Annotated in this window: 12 protein-coding genes; 5 read left to right on the top strand and 7 right to left on the bottom strand. The window is 62.3% G+C overall.

Annotated features, from left to right (window positions below):
• The first annotated feature begins 26 nt into the window (after positions 1-26).
• The 3 genes from ACQ4W6_RS18395 to ACQ4W6_RS18385 all read left to right on the top strand — a co-directional run bounded on the left by ACQ4W6_RS18395 (position 27) and on the right by ACQ4W6_RS18385 (position 4381).
• Positions 27-1019: a porin gene (locus ACQ4W6_RS18395; protein WP_436568610.1), complete on the top strand. Its 993-nt coding sequence runs from the start codon at positions 27-29 to the stop codon at positions 1017-1019.
• Positions 1020-1137: 118 nt separating this feature from the next.
• Entirely contained in the window at positions 1138-3045 is a 1908-nt protein-coding gene (locus tag ACQ4W6_RS18390; protein WP_436568609.1) for a sensor histidine kinase, read from the top strand.
• Positions 3038-4381 carry a sigma-54-dependent transcriptional regulator gene (locus ACQ4W6_RS18385; protein WP_436568608.1) on the top strand — a complete coding sequence of 448 codons (1344 nt, stop codon included), beginning with the start codon at positions 3038-3040 and terminating at the stop codon, positions 4379-4381. Before ACQ4W6_RS18390 ends, ACQ4W6_RS18385 begins: the two co-directional genes overlap by 8 nt.
• Here ACQ4W6_RS18385 and ACQ4W6_RS18380 read toward each other — a convergent pair.
• Together ACQ4W6_RS18380 and ACQ4W6_RS18375 are read right to left on the bottom strand one after the other, a co-directional pair.
• Positions 4378-5127, bottom strand: a complete 750-nt coding sequence (locus ACQ4W6_RS18380; RefSeq protein WP_436568607.1) for a metallophosphoesterase family protein — start codon at positions 5125-5127, stop codon at positions 4378-4380. The genes ACQ4W6_RS18385 and ACQ4W6_RS18380 overlap by 4 nt on opposite strands.
• A gap of 247 nt (positions 5128-5374) precedes the next feature.
• A complete protein-coding gene (locus ACQ4W6_RS18375; protein ID WP_436568606.1) occupies positions 5375-5863 on the bottom strand; it encodes a hypothetical protein in 489 nt (162 codons plus the stop codon).
• A gap of 278 nt (positions 5864-6141) precedes the next feature.
• Here ACQ4W6_RS18375 and ACQ4W6_RS18370 point away from each other — a divergent pair, with 278 nt between their 5' ends.
• Together ACQ4W6_RS18370 and ACQ4W6_RS18365 are read left to right on the top strand one after the other, a co-directional pair.
• Complete coding sequence (locus ACQ4W6_RS18370) at positions 6142-7059, top strand: ABC transporter ATP-binding protein (RefSeq protein ID WP_436568605.1); 918 nt, start codon at positions 6142-6144, stop codon at positions 7057-7059.
• A 9-nt stretch (positions 7060-7068) separates the two neighbouring features.
• The gene (locus ACQ4W6_RS18365) at positions 7069-10650 is read left to right on the top strand and encodes an ABC transporter permease/M1 family aminopeptidase (RefSeq protein ID WP_436568604.1); all 3582 of its coding nucleotides are present in this window, start codon (positions 7069-7071) and stop codon (positions 10648-10650) included.
• 357 nt (positions 10651-11007) lie between these two features.
• Here the strand turns inward: ACQ4W6_RS18365 and phnX are convergent, their stop codons facing one another.
• The 5 genes from phnX to phnD form a co-directional block, all read right to left on the bottom strand.
• Positions 11008-11835: a phosphonoacetaldehyde hydrolase gene (gene phnX / locus ACQ4W6_RS18360; protein ID WP_436568603.1), complete on the bottom strand. Its 828-nt coding sequence runs from the start codon at positions 11833-11835 to the stop codon at positions 11008-11010.
• Between the two features lie 11 nt (positions 11836-11846).
• Positions 11847-12929: an iron-containing alcohol dehydrogenase PsrA gene (gene psrA, locus ACQ4W6_RS18355; RefSeq protein WP_436568602.1), complete on the bottom strand. Its 1083-nt coding sequence runs from the start codon at positions 12927-12929 to the stop codon at positions 11847-11849.
• 63 nt (positions 12930-12992) lie between these two features.
• Positions 12993-13820, bottom strand: a complete 828-nt coding sequence (phnE, locus tag ACQ4W6_RS18350; RefSeq protein WP_436568601.1) for a phosphonate ABC transporter, permease protein PhnE — start codon at positions 13818-13820, stop codon at positions 12993-12995.
• Positions 13817-14617: a phosphonate ABC transporter ATP-binding protein gene (gene phnC / locus ACQ4W6_RS18345; RefSeq protein ID WP_436568600.1), complete on the bottom strand. Its 801-nt coding sequence runs from the start codon at positions 14615-14617 to the stop codon at positions 13817-13819. Before phnC ends, phnE begins: the two co-directional genes overlap by 4 nt.
• Positions 14614-15486 carry a phosphonate ABC transporter substrate-binding protein gene (gene phnD / locus ACQ4W6_RS18340; protein ID WP_436568599.1) on the bottom strand — a complete coding sequence of 291 codons (873 nt, stop codon included), beginning with the start codon at positions 15484-15486 and terminating at the stop codon, positions 14614-14616. The genes phnC and phnD overlap by 4 nt, the downstream gene beginning before the upstream one ends.
• Between the last annotated feature and the right edge of the window lie 91 nt (positions 15487-15577).

Raw genomic sequence — 15577 nt, 5'->3', positions numbered from 1 at the left:
TCATCCCCCTCACTAGAGAGATTCTCATGAAAAATGTCCTATTTACTCTGCTGGCCCTTGGCGCAGCTTCCGGCGGCGCGCTGGCCCAATCGAGCGTCACCATTTATGGCGTGGCTGACGCCGGCCTGGTGCTCGACAAGGATGCCGCCGGCGACCGCATCACCCGCGTTGCCTCGGGCGTCGCCTCCGGCTCGCGCATCGGTTTCAAGGGCAAGGAAGACCTGGGCAGCGGCCTGTCGGCCAATTTCGTGCTGGAAAGCGGTTTCAATATCGATACGGGCACTTCCGGCCAGGGCGGCCTGCTGTTCGGCCGCCAGGCGTATGTCGGCCTGTCCGGCAGCGCCGGCGCCGTTACCCTCGGCCGCCAGTACTCCCCGTACTACCTGGCCCTGCGCGACGTGGCCGACCCCTTCGTCATCGGCCTGGCCGGTACCGCATCGAACCTGATGGTGACGAATATCCGCGTCGACAACATGCTGCAATACACCACGCCCGCCTACTACAAGCTGTCGGCCGACCTGGCGTATGGCTTCGGCGAAGTGGCTGACGACAACGCGAAAAACCGCAGCATGGGCGGCGCCGTGCACTACATCGACGGCCCCCTGAATGTGACCCTGACGCACCACCGCAAGGAAAATGCGCTGGCGACCCAGGAAACGCGCAACACCCTGCTGGCCACGCGCTACGACTTCGGCGTACTGCAAGGCAACTTTGGCTACGCCGACAACCGCGCCCTCGACGACAGCAAGAGCAATGACATCCTGCTCGGCTTGAGCGCCCCGTTCGGCGCCACCAAACTAGTCGCGTCATATATCCGCCACAACGACAAGAGCAACCTGAACCGTGACGCCCAGCAGTGGGCCATCGGCGCGTTCTACTCGCTGTCCAAGCGCAGCGACCTGTACACGGGCTACGGCCACATCAGCAACAAGAACGGCGCTACCTTCGTCGTCGGCAACGCCACCGATAATGGCACCGGCAACAGCGGTTTTAACCTGGGCATGCGCCACACTTTCTGAGGACCTCGAGATGTCCGTGAAATAAATGCGTAGGCCGCCGGATATACATCCGGCGGCTTTTTCTTTTTAGAGATTACTTAATGCGATACTGTGGGCTCTTGCAAGTTGGCACCCGACTATGAATACCAGCATCAAAGCACCTCTTTCCTGGCGTCAACGCCTGTCGCAACGCTCAGGCCGCGAAACCCTGGCCTGGGGCGTGGTGCTGGCCGCCTGCCTGGCGACCGTCTGGCTGGTGTATTTCTGGACCGAACGCATCGCCATCGGCAAGCTTCAGGCCAGTGGCGCGCAGCGCCTGGAGGTGTATGTCAGCAGCCTGGAAAATGCACTGGAGAAATACGACTTCCTGCCCAAGACCCTGGAGCTGAACCGCGACGTCATCCGCCTGCTGCAGCACCCGGAAGATCCGGTGCTGGTCGACACGGTCAACCATTACCTGGAGCAAATGAATGCCCAGGCGAAATCGTCGACCATCTTTATCAGCAACCTCGACGGCAACACGCGGGCCGCCAGCAATTGGCAGCAGCCTGACAGCTTTATTGGCGACAACATTTCCTTCCGCCCGTATGCGCAGGATGCGCTGCGCGGCACGCCGGGGCGCTTCTATGGCGTCGGCACGACGCGGCTGGAACCCGGCTATTTCTTTGCCCACGGCATCTATCAAAATGGCCGCATGCTGGGCCTGGCAACGGTGAAGGTCAACCTGGAAAACCTGGAAAAACGCTGGGTGCAGGGCGCCGACAAGGTGATGCTGGCCGACGAGCACGGCGTGATCTTCCTCAGCTCTATGCCGGACTGGAAATACCGCACCCTGGCTCCGCTCTCGCCGGCCGTGCTCGAAGAACTCAAGCGCACACGCCAGTATTACTCGAAGCAGCTCGAAGCGATCCCCGTCGTCTCGGACCGCCAGCTGGGCAATGGCGCGCGCGTGATCAGCGTGCGCGAGCAGGAACGCGCCGGTGCGCCGCCGAAGACCAGTTCGAGCGTGATGACGCAGATCAAACTCAAGTCGCCGCGCGACTGGACCTTCATCTATCTGTCCGACCTGGCGCAGGCCAAGGCTAGCGCGCGCGCGGCGGCCGCTTTCTCCTGCGTGCTGCTGGGCTTTTTCATGCTGCTGTTCTTTTACTTGCGCCAGCGCCGCGCGGCCGTGGCGCAAAAACTGCGCGCCCGCGAAGACTTGCAACATGCTTACGACAACCTGGAAACCATGGTCGAGGAACGCACGTCGGAACTCAATGCCATGACGCAAAGCCTGAGCCAGGAAATCGAGGTGCGCAGCAAGGCCGAGCAAAAGCTGCATATCACGCAAAACGAACTGTTCCAGGCTGGCAAGATGGCGGTACTGGGGCAAATGTCGGCCAGCATCACGCATGAATTGAACCAGCCGCTGACGGCGCTGCGCACCATGTCCGACAATGCCGTCATCCTGCTGGAACGCGGCCGGCTCGACGATGCGCGGCGAAATCTGGCGAAGATATCGCAAATTGCAGCCAGGATGGGCACCATTACCGGACAATTAAAGGTTTTTGCGCGAAAATCGACGACCAGCCTGACCTCCGTCTCGATTCCCACTGCCATCAGCAACGCCCTGTTTCTGGTCGAACGCCGCCTGCAGGTTGAAAATGTGCGTTTCAGCCTGCATCTGCCGCCCGAAGACATCTTCGCCATGTGCGAAAGCAACCGCCTGGAGCAGGTGCTGGTGAACCTGTACGCCAATGCGCTCGACGCCATGAATGGCAGCGACGTGCGCAGCCTGCGCGTGTCGGTCGCATGCACGCAGGAGCAGGTGCTGATCCACGTGGCCGACACAGGTCCCGGCCTGTCGACGGAAGTCTGCGAACACCTGTTCGAGCCATTTTTCACCACCAAGCCGCAAGGCCAGGGACTGGGCCTGGGACTGGCCATTTCCGAACAGATCACGCGCCAGTTCGGCGGCGTGCTGCGCGCCGAAAACGCCGCCGGCGGCGGCGCCATCTTCACCATCGAACTACAGATTGCAACGCAGGAGGAAAAACATGTTTGACGGCTTGAAGGTCTTGCTGGTCGAGGACGACCCCACCGTACGCGAAGGCAGCGAGCAGGCACTGCAGCTGGCCGGCCTGGATGTGCTGGCCTTCCACTCGGCCGAGCTGGCCTATAAACTGCTGACGCCGAATTTTCCCGGCATCGTGGTGAGCGATGTACGCCTGCCCGGCATGAGCGGCCTGGAGTTGCTGCAAGCGGTGAAGACACTGGACCCGCACCTGCCCGTCATCCTCGTCACGGGCCATGGCGACATCACCATGGCCGTGCACGCCATGCGTACAGGTGCCTACGATTTCATCGAAAAACCTTATTCGTCCGAGCAACTGGTCGACGTCATCCTGCGCGCGCTGGAAACGCGGCGCTTGATGCTGGAAGTGCACAGCCTGCGCCGCCAGCTCGAGGATGGCGGCGGCATCGAATCGCGCTTGCTGGGAAATTCCTTGGCGATGCGCGACATACGGCGCTTGATACTCGACGTTGCCGACGAACCGGCCGACGTGCTGATCTATGGTGATACGGGCACGGGCAAGGAAATGGTGGCCCGCTGCCTGCACGACTTCAGCCATCGCCGCAAGCACAATTTCGTCGCCGTCAACTGTGGCGCGATTCCTGAAAGCATCTTTGAGAGCGAAGTCTTCGGCCATGAACCGGGCGCGTTTACGGGTGCGGCCAAGCGGCAGGTAGGCAAGATAGAGCACGCCGACCACGGCACCTTCTTTCTCGATGAAATCGAATCGCTGCCCCTGTCCCTGCAAGTGAAATTGCTGCGCGTGCTACAGGAGCGCTATATCGAACGCCTCGGCTCCAACGTGCCCACGCCGGTCGACGTCCGCGTGATCGCGGCGGCCAAGCTGGACTTGGAAGACTTGTCGCAGCAGCAGAAATTTCGCAGCGACCTGTATTACCGCCTGAACCTGATCGTGCTGCATTTGCCGCCCCTGCGCGAGCGGCGCGAAGATATTCCCATCCTGTTCGAACACTTCGTGCTGGCTGCCGCAGCCCGCTACAACCGCGCCGCGCCCGTCGTCTCCACGGCGCAGATGCGCAACCTGATGGCGCATTCCTGGCCCGGCAACGTGCGCGAACTGCGCAATATCGCCGACCGCTTCGTGCTGGGCATCGCCGGTGGCGCATCGAGCCTGCTGGCGGGCGGCCAGCCCAGCCCGCCATCTCTCGCAGAACAGGTTAACGGCTTCGAACGCGCCTTGATCGAGCAAGAACTGCGCGTATATTCCGGCAACGTCAGCGAGGTCAGCAACGTACTGGGCTTGCCGAAACAGACCCTGTATCACAAGATGCAGAAATACAACCTAGTGGCAGAAGAGTTCCGTTAGGCGCCGACGCGGCCCGTGCGCAAGGGCACGGCCCAGTCGGGCCGGCCGTTTGCCAGCGCCAGCCGGGCTGCCTGTTCCCAGTCATACTCGACGGCATGAAACTGCGCCATCCAGATGCCATCTGCACCCTGTTCGGCGATGGCGTAGCGCGCGTGCGGCGTGCCGTTTTCCATCACGTGGGGATAGCCATGCTCGTCGCCATACGCCTGCAAGCCGACGCTGCCCGGATTGACGATCAAGCGCCCATCGGCCAGATGCATGCTGCGCGGCATGTGCGTGTGGCCGCACAGGATCAGCGCCACGTCCGCCGCTGCACCACCATCGGCGCGCGCCGCCACTTCCTCTTGCGTGGCGGCGCGGCTGCCCTGCGGCGTCACGCTGTCGAGAAAATACACGAGGTCGCTCGTGGGCGTGCCATGCACGAGCAGCACGTCCTTGCGCAAGCGCAAGGTGGCAGGCAACGCGGCTATCCACGCTAGCTGCTCCGGCAACAGTTGCGCGCGTGCATAGCTATCCGACTCGCCCATGCGGGCCGGATCGCCCAGCAATTGCCGCTCGTGGTTGCCGCGAATGGTGGGCAAATCGAGCGCCATCAGGCGCGCAGCCGTGGCGCGCGGCTGCAGATGGCCCGAGACGATATCGCCCAGGTTGACGATCACATCCGCGCCACGCCGGGCGATGTCGGCCAGCACGGCGTCGAGCGCGTCCAGGTTGCCGTGGATATCGGAAATGACGGCAATTTTCATGTGTTTTTCTCCTCCCGTGCGCACCATTCTGCGCGCGTCAGACGATACAGGCAATGTGTACGCAATCGATGGCCCGGCGGCAAGGCCGGATGCTCGAAAGTGGCTCTCTCCTTTGTCTGCCTGTCGGCATCGTCGCCGACTACGCATCTGGAAAATCAAGCTGCACCGCGACAGCGAACGCGATGCGGATCTGAACAGGCGCCTGACGGGACCGTCGGCGTATGTCACAGTACGCTCCTGACACCGCTCAAGCCGCTGGCGTCACCAGGTAAAGGTGAAACTGCGGCAAGGCGTCATCTTCCCACGGCTCGACCCGGGCAAACGGCAGACGCGCAAATGCCTGCTGCCAGAAGGCGTTGGCGAGCGCATCGTCGCGGAACATGGCCACCATCCACGTCGTATCGTTGCCCAACAGTACGCGCCGCACCACTTCCAGCGCCAGCCCCCGGCGCCGGTATTTCTTGAGAATGAAGAAGTCGCTGAACTCCTGCACCGGCAGCGTGCCCGCCATGCACGGCTCCGTGATGAAAAAGCCTGCCAACGCGCCATCGACGTCGATCCAGTACGCCGAATGACCAACCGCGTGCACATACTCGGCCAGCGAGGCAGCGCAGACATCGTAGCGGCCATCGGCCAGCACGTCTTCGCCGCACCAGGCGGAATTGTCGTAGCAATACAGCTGGAATAGCTGCGCCAGCGCGCCCTTTTCGCCCGGCGCGATGGCACGCAATGTCATGTTCGTTGCTGCTGGCATACTCCCCCTACCTTTCCGCACAGTGGCGTTGCTCAAGTCGGCGATAGTAGCACTGCGCCATTCGTCCCGCCGCTCATGCATTTCATCCCTGCATTTTCACCCCTTGTCGCAAAAATATTAATTTCCTCGCAATTCGCGATACGATTGTTTTTAAGTAACATCCGCCATCGCGGTTGACAAGAAACAAGGGTGATCCCCTTCCACAGACCGGTAGACATGTATCTGCCGGCTTCTTACCCAAGCTCTGGAGAATGCTGCACATGCTATCGATCAAACAGCTGAACAAAACCTACGCGAATGGCGTCAAGGCCATCAACAATGTCAGCCTGGACATTCCAAACGGAATGTTCGGCTTGCTGGGACCGAATGGCGCGGGCAAGTCTTCGCTGATGCGTACCATTGCCACTTTGCAAGATCCCGATAGCGGCAGCATCCATTTCGATGGCCTGGACGTGCTCAAGAACAAGGAAGACTTGCGCCGCCAGCTTGGTTATTTGCCGCAAGATTTCGGCGTATATCCGAAAGTGAGCGCGGAAACCCTGCTCAATCACTTTGCCGTTTTAAAAGGCTTGACGGAAAAGGGGCCGCGCAAGGAAGCCGTGGAAGCGTTGTTGCAGCAAACCAATCTGTGGGAAGCGCGCAAGCGCAACCTGGGCACGTATTCGGGCGGCATGCGCCAGCGCTTCGGCATCGCCCAGGCGCTGCTGGGCGCGCCGCGCCTGGTGATCGTCGATGAACCGACGGCGGGCCTGGACCCGGACGAACGCAACCGCTTCCTGAACCTGCTGGCGAAGATCGGCGAGCAGGTGGTAGTGATCCTGTCGACGCATATCGTCGACGACGTGACGGACCTGTGCCCGCGCATGGCCATGATCGTCAAGGGTGAAGTGCTGGTGCAGGGCGAGCCGCAGGCGGCCATCGCAACCTTGCATAACAAGGTCTGGCGCCGCAGCGTCACCACGGACGAACTGGCGCAGTACCAGCAAAGCTTGAACGTGCTGTCGACGCGCCTGGTGGGCGGCAAGCCGCAAATCAATGTATTTGCCGACAGCCAGCCCGACAGCGGCTTCGTGCAAATCGCCCCGGACCTGGAAGACGTGTACTTCTTGCATGTGCGCAACGCTGCCCGCAACGGCGCCGCCGCTCCCGCCGCGGCACCAGCCGCAGTAGCAGCGTAAGGGGCCGCCATGTGGAAGGAATTTTTCAAGTTTGACCTCGGCTACCAGCTGAAACAGCCGCTGCTGTGGGTATTTGCCGTCATCATGGCCTTGATGGCCTTTGGCGCCACCACCAGCGACTCCGTGCAGATCGGCGGCGCCATCGGCAATATCAACCGCAATGCACCCACCGTGATAGCGCAGATGCTGGGCATATTCAGCCTGTTGGCGATGTTTCTCGTCACCGTCTTCATCGCCGGCGCCGTGCTGCGCGACAGCGAAGTCGGCATGGCCGACATGCTGTTCGCCACCCCCATGCGTCGGTGGGATTACCTGTTCGGACGCTTCGCCGCCGGCTTTGTCGCCTGCCTGGTGATCTTTATCGCGATTGGCTTGGCCACCATGCTCGGCCCCGTCATGCCCTGGGTCGATGCGCAGCGCGTGGGCGCGTTTTCGCTGCACACCTACGCCTGGAGCTTCGCCGTCATGGTAATCCCCAACCTGCTCTTCATCGGCGCCCTGCTGATGTTCCTGGCGGCCACCACGCGCTCGATGATGCTGGTCTACGTGGGCGTACTGGGTTTTTTCGTGCTGTGGGCCACGGCCGGCGTATTTACGCGCGATATCAACAATGAATGGCTGGCAGTCTTGCTCGATCCGTTTGGCCTGCGCGCCTTTGGCCGCATGACGCGCTACTTCACGGCCGCCGAATCGAACGCCAGCCTGCCGCCATTGTCCGGCTTCCTGCTGGCCAACCGCCTGCTGTGGCTGGGCATCACGGCAGTGCTATTCCTCGCCACCGTGCTTCTCTTCAAGCCGCAGCGCACGGGCACCGGCAAGAGACTGTTCGGCAAGCACAAGGCGCAGGCGGCCGCTGCCGCCGTCACGGCGCCGCTGCACCTGCCGCGCAGCGTACCGCGCTTCACGCGCGCGACCGCCTGGCGCCAGTGGTGGCAAATCCTGCGCTTCGACGCCGCCGGCGTCTTCAAGAGCCTGCCCTTCCTGGTCATGCTGCTGTTCGGCGTGATCAACCTGATCGCCGGCGCCAGTGTCGGCAAGGACATGTACGGCACGGCCGTGTATCCGATGACGCATTTGATGCTGCAGCAGATCAGCAACAGCTTCAGCTTCCTGCTGATCATCATTGTCACGTTTTATGCGGGCGAACTGATCTTCAAGGAACGGCAAGTCAAGATCGCCGATGTCAGCGATGCCATGCCCGTGCCCAACTGGGTGCCCCTGCTGGCCAAATGCATGGCCTTGATCGGCGTCATCGGCGGCTACCTGCTGGTGGGCAGCATCACCGCCATCGGTTTCCAGCTCTACAAGGGCGGCGCGCCCGTGGAACTGGGCCTGTACCTGAAAGGCATCTTGCTGGGCGCCCTCTTCTTCGTACTGATGGGCTTGTGCGCCCTCACGCTGCAAGTGTTGTCCAATAATAAGTTCATCGGCTATTTGCTGGTGATCCTGCTGATGGTGTCACAGGCCGTGCTGGGCATGTTGCACTTCGAACACAATCTGTACAACTTCGGCGGCACGCCTGCCATCAAGTATTCCGACATGAACGGCTACGGCCACTTCCTGGCAGGCTGGGCCTGGTTCGCGCTGTACTGGAGCTTGTTTACCGTGGCGCTGGTGATGCTGGCGCAGGCGTTCTGGGTGCGCGGCCTGTCGGCCGACTGGCGTTCGCGCATGCGCCTGGCCCGCCAGCGCCTGCGCGGCAGCGCTGGCGCCGCCCTGGCTGCTGTGCTGCTGTGCTGGGCAGGCACGGGTGGCTGGATCTTCTACAACACGAATGTGCTGAACAAGTATGAAACGGCGGACGTGGGCATGGACAAGCAGGCGCGCTACGAAAAACAGTATCGCCAGTACCAGGGCTTGCCGCAGCCGAAGATCACCGACGTCCAGGCCAACGTGGATATTTATCCTGAGCAACGTAAAGTCTTGATCCAAGGCCACTATGTGCTGCAAAACAAAACGGCGCAAGCGCTCGACACCCTGCGCATCCAGCTCGATCCTGAACTCAAGACGACTTGGCTGAACCTGCCCTCGCACAGCGTGGTGCTGGACGACAAGGCGCTGGGTTTCAGCATCATCAAGCTGGCGCAAGCGCTGGCGCCGGGCGCGACCTTGCCGCTGGACTTCACGGTGGCCGTGACGCACCAGGGCTTCACCAACAGCGGCGCGCCCGACACCGTCAACCTGAACGGCAGCTTCTTCAACAACATGGCGTTCTTTCCGCACTTCGGCTACCAGAAAGACATGGAGCTGCTAGACCGCAACGAGCGCCGCAAGCGGGGCCTGGGTGAACCGGTACGCATGGCCAAGCTGGAAGACAAGCCGGCCTATGGCAATAACGTGATCACTGGCGAAGCGGACTGGATCAATTTCGACACCACCGTCTCCACCAGCGGCGAGCAGATCGCCCTGGCACCCGGCTATCTGCAAAGCAGCTGGGAGAAGGATGGCCGCCGCTATTACCGCTACAAGATGGACCAGCCCATGATGCCGTTCTTTGCCTATCTGTCGGCCCGCTGGGAAGTGCAGAAAGGCGACTGGCACGGCGTGCCGATCGAAATTTATGTCGATAAAAAGCATGGCTACAACACGCAGCGCATGATTACCTCCGTGCAAAAGTCGCTCGACTACTACACCACCCAGTTCACGCCCTACCAGCACAAGCAGGTGCGCATCCTGGAGTTCCCCGGCTACCAGAGCTTCGCGCAGTCGTTTGCCAATACGATACCGTATTCGGAAGGCATCGGCTTCATCGCCGACCTGCGCGACAAGGATGACATCGACTATGTGTTCTACGTCACCGCGCATGAAATGGCGCACCAGTGGTGGGGCCACCAGGTGATCGGCGCCAATGTGCAGGGCGCCAGCATGCTGATGGAGTCCTTGGCGCAATACTCGGCCTTGATGGTGATGGAGAAGGAATACGGGCGCGAAAAAATGCGCCGCTTCCTGCGCTATGAACTGGACCGTTACCTGAGCGGGCGCGGCGGCGAAGCCATCGAAGAGCAAGCGCTGGCGCGCGTGGAAGGACAGCAATACATCCACTACAACAAGGGCAGCCTGGTGTTCTACCGCCTGCGCGACGAAATCGGCGAGGAAGCCCTGAACCGTGCCCTGAAACGCTATCTGCAGGACAAGGGCTACCAGCAGGCGCCATTCACCACCTCGCGCGAACTGCTGGCGTACATCCGCGCCGAAGCGCCGCAGGACAAGCAGGCCCTGATCACGGACTTGTTCGAGAAAATCGTTTTCTACGATAACCGCGTGACGCAAGCGAGCGCCGTCAAGCGCCCGGACGGCCAGTGGGATGTCACCATGCAGCTGCACCTGGCCAAGCTGGAGTCGGACGGCAAGGGCAAGGAAAGCCCACGCGCCTACGACGAACCGGTAGAAATCGCCATCTTCGCGCGCGCCCCCGGTGCCAAGGAGAAAGACGAAAAAGTCTTGTTCAGCGACAAACGCGTATTGATCGGCAGCGACCCTGTGGTGACCATCACGGTGAAGGAAAAACCGTTCGAAGTGGGCGTCGATCCCTACAACAAGATGATCGACCGCGTCTCGCGCGATAACCGCAAGGAAGTCAGTTTCAACTAAGCCTTGATGCAACGCAGCCGCGCATTCGATGAGTGCGCGGCCTGTTTTTTACGGCGACAACGTTTAACGGTAGACCATGCCACCACCTCGTCCGGCGTTTTGGCACGGCCGAGCGCGATGCCATCAACAAATTTCATGCAGGCCGCACCCAGCTCGCACCTGTCACTTCGGCCAGCCAACCTGCCTGCCTGCCTGCCTATCCTGTACGTCGAAACACTCTACGTCGGCCAGGATGGCAAGCCTTTTGAGGATGGCATCTCCAACTTCAGCAGCGCTGCTGTGCAACTGATGCTCGAGCCGGATTCAAGCTGGCGCGCATGGAACGGTGCGTGCCAGCCGGTTCGACTGCGGCGCGTCCTACACGGCAGGCGGGCGCTCGCCGGCGGCCAGCCGCGCGGCGATCTGCTCGACCACTTGCGGCAGCGTGGCCACCGAGTCGATCACGTAATGGGCGCCGGCCGCGCGCAGCCGGGCAGCCGCCTGCCGCTTCAGCGCCCCGCGCTCGCCGTCGGCCAGCTGCGCCAGTTCGACAACAGTGCAGCCCACTTCATTGCCGGACAGCGTCACGCCTACATTCCACATGCCGGCGTTCCGGCCTTCTTCGATTCCTGGCACGGTGTCGTCCACCTTGATGCAGGACGCCACGTCGGAAATCCGCAGCGCCAGCATATTGGCCAGGGCCATGTAAGGGCCCGGACGGCCGCCGGCCTCCAGTTCATCACCGGCCACTACATGGTCGGGAGCGATGCCGTTGGCGGCGGCCAGTGGCAGCAGCACATCGAGCACCTGGCGCGGATAGCCGGAACACGAACCGACTTTCAGACCTCGCTCACGCAGCCAGGCCAGCGTAGCGGCGGCGCCGTCGATCGGCTGCGAATGGTCGCCGACCTTGGCAATCTGCAGCGGCATGAAGCGGGCGTACAGCGCATCGACATCGGCATCATCCGGTTCCTTGCCGAAGCGTTGCTGCCATTGTGCGCGTATGCCTTGGTCCTGCAGCAGGGTGTGAATGTGCTGCCACTTGGACAGGCCCATCGGGCCGCGCGCCTGCGCCAGCGTGATGCTGATACCGAAGCTGCCGAAGGCCTCGACAAAAATCTGGGTCGGCGCCAGCGAGCCGAAGTCGACCAGCGTACCAGCCCAGTCGAAAATCACCGCCTGCAGCGGCTTGAGCGTATGTGTCATCAAACTATCCTTCAATGGAGGGGAATAAAATTACGTCCGCGCGGCCCTTGCAAGGCCTGCTGGACTAGAGTCTCCCACTGGCCGGCGGCGCCGTAGTGGGCGGGATCGGTACTGACGCCGTGCCGTTCCAGGAAACCGGTCAGCGAGGCGACGGCGGTGCGGGCGTCGTTGGCGTCGAAGATGGACAGCAGCAGCGCATCGACTTCTGGCGAGCGGCCAAAGGCCAGCGCCATCACGTACGGCAGCGAGAACGAGCAGGCGATGCCATGCGGGACGCCGTGCTGCAAGGTGATCGCATACGACAGCGAGTGCGCCAGCGCGGTCTTGGTGTTGGAAAACGCCAAGCCGGCCTGCAAGGCGGCGATGGCCATGCGCTCGCGCAGCACCACGTTGGCCGGCTGCGCCAGCAAGGCAGGCAAGGTGGCAATGATGCTGCGCGCGGCGGTCACCGCCAAGCTGGCCGAGACTGGATTGCGGTTGACGTTCCAGATTGATTCCATGGCGTGCGACAGGGCGTCCAGCGCGCTGGCCAGCGTGACGCTGTTCGGCAGGCTGGTCATCAGTTGCGGGTCGATGATGGCCGCTTGCGGCCAGGTCCAGTTCTGGTGCAGCGAGTATTTGCTGTCGTGAGCAGCATCCCAGATGGTGGCCCATGGCGTCACTTCGCTGCCGGTGCCGGCAGTGGTGGGGATGGCGATCAGCGCCTTGACGGCAGCCGGCGCAAAGGCCGCGCCGCCCCGCAGGTGGCCGAGTAGCTCGGCAAAGCGGCCGGACGGCATGCGTCCCAGCATGGCCTTGGCGCAGTCGATGGTGCTGCCGCCGCCGAGTGCAATGATGCACTCGACGTCCGGATAGGTGGCCCAGACGCGTTCATACATCGCGTCTAGCCAGGCCACGTCCGGGTTGGGCTGGATGGCGCTTTCGACGCCGGCCAGCTGATCGCCCAGCAGTTGCTGCACTTGCGCCACCAGCCCGAGCGAGGCGGCTTCCGGAAAGGTCATCAGCAGGGCGCGGCGGCCCGCCAGCACGGCCGGCAAGCGGGCAAGGGCCCCTTGGCCCGCGTGGATGGCCACCGGGTTATGAAAATTCCACATGATTTTTAGTATGTTGTCAGATTGAGGGAGGGGCGCCGGCGCGGCGGGCGCTGGCGCATAAACTTAATGGCGGTCGCCATCCTGAATGATCTGCCGCAGGCGGCTCGATATGGTGTCGGCTGCCACTACCATCAGCGTCACCACGACGATGCAGGTGGCGGTGTCCTGATACTTGAACAGCTTGAGGTTGTTGACCAGCTCGAATCCCAGCCCGCCGGCGCCGACCATGCCCAGCACGGTGGCCTGGCGCAGGTTGACTTCAAAGCGGTACAGCACGGTGGCGATCCACGCCGTGATCACCTGCGGCAGCACGCCAAACACAATCACTTGCAGCGGACGGGCGCCGGTGGCGCGCAACGCTTCCAGTGGCCCCTGGTCGATTTCCTCGATGCTCTCGGCGAAGAACTTGCCGACCATGCCGGCCGCGTGCAGCGCCAGCGCCAACACGCCGGCAAACGGACCGAGGCCGACCGCCGAGACGAATATTAGCGCCAGGATCAGTTCATTGATGCTGCGGGTGACGTTCAGCAGCTGGCGCACCAATTGGTACACCACGCGGTTGGGACTGAGGTTGCGCGCCGCCAGGAACGACAGCGGCACTGCCATCAGCACGCCCAGCAAGGTGCCCCACAGCGCGATCTGCAGTGTTTCCACCGCGGGTCCGACCAGGTGGCCAAGAATGCCCCAGTTGGGCGGCGCCGAGCGGCTGAGGAAGTCGCCGATTTGCGGCAGGCCGTTGCTGAGTTCATTCCAGCTCAGCTCCGTGCCTTGCGCGCTCCAGACCAGCACCCAGGCGGCCAGCAACACGCCGCCGATAAACAGGCCCCAGCTGCGCAGTGACTGCGGGCGCGGTCCTGTCCAGACATAATCGCGTAAGGTCGTCAGGCTCATGGTGTAACTCCTTGTACAAACGGGCTGCAGCCCGGCGCCGGCGGCGCGGTGGTGTGCAGGTGGTCGGCGTGGTCGCCGGAATAAATCAGGTGCAGGTCGCGCTCGTGCAGTTCGTCGCTGCTGCCGTCGAATACCAGCCGGCCGCCCGCCAAGCCAACGATGCGGTCGCCGAATTCGCGGGCATAGTCGACTTGGTGCAGGTTGCACACCACGGTGATGCCGAGTTCGCGGCAGGCGGCGCGCAGATAATGCAGCACCAAGCGCGAAGTTTTTGGATCGAGACTGGCGACGGGCTCGTCGGCCAGGATCACTTGGGGCCGCTGCGCCAGGGCGCGGGCAATGCCGACCCGCTGGCGCTGGCCGCCGGACAGGGTCGAGGTTGCCTCGTCCGCCTTGTGTGCCAGTTCGACGCGGCGCAGGCAGTCCTGTGCCAGCGCGATGTCCTGCTGGCTAAATAGCTGCAACACCGAAGCCAGCGTCGACACTTGGCCGAGACGGCCGGTCAGCACGTTCTTCAGCACGGACAGGCGCGGCACAACGTTGTGGTGCTGGAAGATCATCGCCACCTGTTGCCGCAACAGGCGCAGGCTGCGGGCGTCGCTGGCGGTGTGGCCGGCGGCACTGAGTTCGCCGGCACTGGGCGCCACCAGGCCATTGATGCAACGGAGCAAGGTGGACTTGCCTGCGCCTGATGGTCCCAGCACGACCAAGAACTGGCCTTGTGGCACATCCAGGTCGATGCCGCGCAAGACCTGGTTGTCGCCGTACTGTTTGCTCAAGCCACGGATGCGTATCATTTCATGCCCTTCAGGTTGAGGTTAAGGACCTTGGCGGTTTCGCGCACCACGTCATAGGCGCTGTCGCTCGTCGGCTGGAAGCCGTTCAGCACGCCCTGGTCGCCCCATTCCACGTTCTTGATATTGGCCATGGCGACGGCGATGCGTTTCTTCAGTGCCGGATCGAGGTCCTTGCGCCACACCATCGGCGATTCCGGGATATCGGACGAGGTCCAGATCACGTTGAAGTCGCCCTGCTTGACGATGCCGTTGGCAATCGCGGAGGCCAGGATGCGGTCGGCCACGGCGGCGGCTTCTACCTTCTTGTTGGCCACGGCCAGGATGCTGGCGTCGTGGGAGCCGGAGAAGATCACGCGCGAGAAATAGCTGTTGGCATCGATGCCTTGCTGTTGCAGGCCAGCCTTGGGAAACAGGTGGCCGGAGGCCGAGCTGGGGTCGACAAACGCCATGGTGCGGCCTTTCAGTTGCGCCAGCGTAGCCAGGCCGCTATCTTTGCGGGCGATGATCAGGCTGCGATAGGCGCTCTTGCCGGTCTTTTTGGTTTCCGCCACGGCAAACGCTTCGACGTTGGCGACCGAGGTGGCCAGCACGTAGGAGAAGGGGCCTAGGTAAGCAACGTCCAGCTTCTTCGAGCGCAGGGCTTCAATGATGCCGTTGTAGTCGGTGGCGATGAAAGCCTTGACCGGTATGCCGAGCTGGGCCTGCAGGCTGTCGATGACTTTCTTGCTGCTTTCCAGCATCGCTTGCGCATCTTCGGAAGGAATCAGGCCGACAGTAAGTGGCTGGGCGGCGTGGGCGGGGGCGAACACGGCGCCGAGGCACACAGCGGCGATGGCGGCGAGGCGGGCAAAGTAACGGGTCGGTTTCATAATTGTCCTGGTGTGGTGGAGGTGCTGACCAGGGAAGTATGTAACCGGATTATGACAACAGTACCATTGATATAATTGAGTTTTCTGCTAC

The sequence above is a fragment of the Janthinobacterium woesei genome, assembly GCF_051380875.1.
In the GTDB taxonomy this organism is placed as follows: Bacteria; Pseudomonadota; Gammaproteobacteria; order Burkholderiales; family Burkholderiaceae_D; genus Janthinobacterium.
Note: the sequence above shows the minus strand (reverse complement) of the source record. Positions and strands in the feature narration are given on the sequence as shown.